The organism is Nostocoides japonicum T1-X7 (genome assembly GCF_001046855.1).
Taxonomy (GTDB): Bacteria; Actinomycetota; Actinomycetes; order Actinomycetales; family Dermatophilaceae; genus Nostocoides; species Nostocoides japonicum.
In genome coordinates this window covers 4,647,658-4,651,871 of record NZ_HF570958.1, presented here as the reverse complement: position 1 = coordinate 4,651,871, position 4,214 = coordinate 4,647,658, and the positions used below count along the sequence as shown (strand labels likewise).

Genomic DNA, 4,214 nt, shown 5'->3' with positions numbered 1-4,214 from the left:
TGCGCGACGGCCGCCGGCGGGGTGAGCGCGACCGCCGCGGCGGTGAGGGCGCCGGCCAGTACGGCTGGCACGAGGCGTCGGGAGAGGGTCACGGGGGTTCGTCCTTCCGGTCGGGTCGTGGCGCGGCTGCCACGATGGTGGCGTAATGATTATCATTCTCATTGAACGAATGCAATGGTCGACCGGGTGCCGGGCGGTGGTACGTTGGCCCGCGATGGGATGACGATGACTCCCATATTCATTGTGGGAAAGGACGGGTTCGCCGTGGCAGGAGCACTCGTGGGCAAGGCAGCGTCGACCGTCGCGACCGGGGTCGCCGGAGTCCTCGTCGTCGACGGCTTCAAGCGATGGAGGAGGACGGTCTTCTCCCGGTCCAACGTCGTCACCGCCACGGCGTGGGGGCTGCGCGGGCTGCGAGCCGCCGAGACCGGCGCCGAGAGCGCCCGGCTGTCCGCCGCCGACGTCGTCGCCGAGGCGAAGGAGCGGATCGGGGAGCCACCCCGCCCGGCGGGGGGGGGCGGCAGCCACGACCACGCGCACTGACATGTCCACCCGGCCCGCCGACGTCGGGCGGGTGCTGTCGGATGCGGGCGGCCGGACCCGGTGGCGGGTCCCCGCCCTGCGCAGGTCGTGGGCCCGGGCCGTCGCCGTCGAGGAGTGCGTGGGCCGCGTCGAGGGCGTCACCGCGGCCCAGGCGTTCCCCCGCACCGGGTCGGTCGTCGTCTGGACGGCCGAGGGCACCGATCGCACCGCCGTCCTCCGGGCGGTCGCAGAGGGCCTCCGGACCGCCGCCGACGCACCCGTCGAGCGGCTGCCCGCCTCGGAGGACGTGTCGAACGCCGACCTCGTCCGGATGCTCGTCGGCGGTGCCGCGCTCGTCCTCCTCGGCATCCGGCGCTACGGACTGCGCCGGCCTCCCGTCCTCGGCCCGACGAGCCGAGCCGTCGCAACCGGGGTCACCGTCTTCACCGGCTATCCCTTCCTGCGGGGAGCGTTCCGGACCCTCACCGGCCGCCGCGCCGCCGGGACCGACGCCCTCGTCTCGGCCGCCACCGTCGCGAGCCTCGTCCTGCGCGAGAACGTCGTCGCCCTCACCGTCCTCTGGCTCCTCAACATCGGTGAGTACCTCCAGGACCTCACCCTCCGCCGGACGCGCCGCGCGGTCCGCGACCTGCTGACCGGGGCCCAGACCGAGGCGTGGCTGCTCGAGCCCGACGGCGCGGAGCGACGGATCGACGTGCGCACCCTGCGACCGGGGAACGACGTCGTCGTCCACGAGCACGTGGTCCTGCCCGTCGACGGCACCGTCGTCGACGGGGAGGGGTTGGTCGACGAGTCCGCCCTGACCGGCGAGACCCTGCCCGTCTCGGTGGCTCCTGGCCGGCGCGTGCACGCCGGATCGGTCCTCCTTCGTGGGCGCATCGTCGTGCGCGCCGAGGCAGTGGGCCCGGACACCGCCGTCGGACGCATCGTCACCCGCCTCGAGGAGGCCCAGGCCGACCGTGCGCCGATCCAGACCGTCGGCGAGACCTTCAGCCGTCGTTTCGTGCCGATGTCGTTCGCCCTCGCCGGCGCGACGCTGCTGGTGACCCGCGACGTCCGCCGCGCGATGACCATGCTGCTCGTCGCCTGCCCCTGCGCGGTCGGTCTCGCGACCCCGACCGCGATCAGCGCGGCCATCGGGCAGGGAGCGCGTCGCGGCATCCTCGTCAAGGGAGGCTCCCACCTCGAGGCCGCCGGGCGGGTCGATGCCGTCGTCTTCGACAAGACGGGGACCCTGACGACAGGGCGGCCCATCGTGACGAACGTCGTCTCCTTCGACGACGCGTGGGAGCCCGAACATGTCCTCGCGTATGCCGCGAGCTCGGAGATCCATTCCAACCACCCGCTCGCCCAGGCCGTCATCCGCTCCACCGAGGAGCGGCATATCGCGATTCCCCCGCACGAGGAGTGCGAGGTGCTCCTCGGGCTGGGGATGCGGACCCAGGCCGACGGCCGCATCCTCCTGCTCGGCAGCCCCGAGCTGCTGCGTGGCGAGGGCGTCTCGCTCGGCGCGGAGACGGACGCCTGGGTCGACCGGCTGTCCCGGCAGGCCGAGACGCCCCTCCTCCTCGCCGTGGACGGCCGGCTCGTCGGCCTCGTGAGCCTTCGCGACACCGCGCGCCCCGAGGCGCGAGCCGTCCTCGCCGCGCTGCGCGCCGACGGGGTCCGGCGCGTCGTCATGCTCACCGGTGACCGGCCCGCCACGGCAGCGGCGGTGGCCGCCGAGCTTGGCATCACCGAGTGGCAGGCCGAGACGATGCCCGAGGACAAGGAGCGGATCGTCGTCGCGCTCCGCGAGGAGGGACACGTCGTCGCCGTCGTCGGCGACGGCACGAACGACGCGCCGGCCCTCGGCCGGGCGGACATCGGCATCGCGATGGGCATCTCGGGCACCGACGTCGCCGTCGAGACCGCCGACGTGGCGCTCGCGGGCGACGACCTGTGGGCGCTCGTCGGACTTCGCGACCTCGGTGCCGAGGCGGTGCGCGTCGTCCGGCAGAACTACGGGATGTCCATCGCCGTCAACGCTGCCGGCTTGGCGCTCGGCGCGACAGGCGGGCTGTCGCCTGTGCTGGCGGCGGTGCTGCACAACGCGTCGTCGCTCGCCGTTGTCGCGAACAGCTCGAGGGCCGGCCGGACCGGGCGGCCCGCCACCGGCCGATCCCCCCGCAGAGGAGGTAGATGAGGAAGGCGATCGTCGTGACATACGGGCTGATCGGCACACTGCTCCCGAGGGCCAGGAGGATGCCACCGACGACGGAGACGAACCCGAACGCCATGCTGAGGAGCGGGACCGCCCGCGGGGACGCCGTGACCCGCAGCGCCGCGGCGGCCGGAGTGCAGACGACGCTGAGGACGAGGAGCGCCCCGATGACCTGGACCGAGATGGCGACGGTCAGCCCGAGCAGGAGCATGAAGACGGGCGAGAGGAGGGCGACGGGCACCCCGCGCGCGGCGGCGAGCTCGGGGTCGGTGCTGGCGAACAGGAGTGGTCGCCAGATGACGAGCAGCCCGAGCACGACGACGACGGCGGTCCCCGCGAGCCAGGCGAGCTGCGGCGTGTCGACGGCGACGATCTGGCCGGTGAGCAGCCCGAACTTGTTGGCCGCGCGGCCCTGATAGAGGGACAGGGCGAGGACGCCGACCCCGAGGCCGAACGGCATGACGACGCCGATGACGGAGTTGCGGCTGCGCGCCCTCGCGCCGAGGGCCCCGATGAGGACGGCGGCGAGGACGGACCCGACGAGCGAGCCGGCGACGACGTTGATGCCGACGAGCAAGGCGACCGAGGCGCCCGCGAAGGACAGCTCGCTGATCCCGTGGACGGCGAAGGGCAGGTCGCGCATCATGACGAGGCTGCTCACGAGCCCGCCGACGATGCCCAGGATGGCTCCCGCGGCGATCGAGTTGCGGACCAGGGCGAGCAGCTGCCCGTAGTCGGCGAAGTCGAAGAGGGCATGCCAGACACCACCCGCTCCCCCGCTGCCGAGGATGAGCGTCGTCATGACACGAGGGGCTCGGCACGCAGGCCGTCGTCGTGCCACCGGGTGCCGTGGGCGTCGGCCGGGGCCGGGAGGCCGGCCACGAGGACGAGCCCGTCGCGGCGGATGACCTCGACCGGCGAGCGGTACAGCTCGCTCAACGTCTCGCTCGTGAGGACCTCCGCGGGTGTGCCGAGCCGGAACCGGCCGTCGACGAGATAGAGGATGCGGTCGACGTAGGGCAGGATCGGGTTGATCTCGTGGGTCACGAAGAGGACGGCGGTGCCGTGCTCGCGCCGGCGCCGGTCGACGAGCCCGGCGATCGTCTGCTGGCTGCTCACGTCGAGGGACAGCAGCGGCTCGTCGCACAGCAACAGGGCCGGGTCGGCGACGATGGCCTGCGCGACCCGGACGCGCTGCTGCTCGCCGCCGGACAGCAGGCCGACCGGGACATCGGCATGGTTCGTCGCGTCGACCGCGGCGAGGGCGGCGCGCACCCGGCCCCAGGGGACACGGCCGGGCCGGGCGATCCCCCACCGGTGGCCGTCGAGGCCCTGCCGGACGACGTCGCGGGCGCGCAGCGGGGTCCGCGCGTCGAGCCGGCGCTGCTGCTGGATGTAGCCGATGTCGCGGTTGGAGCGACCGGCCGGCCGTCCGGCCACCTCGATCCGGCCGGCCGCGAGCGGCTCG

At 73.8% G+C, this 4,214-nt stretch carries 3 protein-coding genes and 1 pseudogene; 2 read left to right on the top strand and 2 right to left on the bottom strand.

The window, feature by feature from the left end:
• Positions 1-264 precede the first annotated feature (264 nt).
• Together BN12_RS21125 and BN12_RS21120 are read left to right on the top strand one after the other, a co-directional pair.
• A complete protein-coding gene (locus tag BN12_RS21125; protein WP_235432487.1) occupies positions 265-543 on the top strand; it encodes a DUF1490 family protein in 279 nt (92 codons plus the stop codon).
• A gap of 1 nt (position 544) precedes the next feature.
• Positions 545-2,611, top strand: a pseudogene (locus BN12_RS21120) (heavy metal translocating P-type ATPase); the annotation flags it as partial.
• Here BN12_RS21120 and BN12_RS24030 read toward each other — a convergent pair.
• Both BN12_RS24030 and BN12_RS21115 read right to left on the bottom strand, forming a co-directional pair.
• The gene (locus BN12_RS24030) at positions 2,565-3,548 is read right to left on the bottom strand and encodes a metal ABC transporter permease (protein ID WP_327152683.1); all 984 of its coding nucleotides are present in this window, start codon (positions 3,546-3,548) and stop codon (positions 2,565-2,567) included. The pseudogene BN12_RS21120 and the gene BN12_RS24030 overlap by 47 nt on opposite strands.
• A partial coding sequence (locus BN12_RS21115) for a metal ABC transporter ATP-binding protein (RefSeq protein WP_048555546.1) occupies positions 3,545-4,214 on the bottom strand: 670 nt, incomplete at its 5' end. The genes BN12_RS21115 and BN12_RS24030, both read right to left, overlap by 4 nt.

Coding starts and splice junctions, on each gene's coding strand:
- BN12_RS24030 (WP_327152683.1), bottom strand. CDS start 3,548: ATGACGACGCTCATCCTCGGCAGCGGGGGAGCGGGTGGTGTCTGGCAT.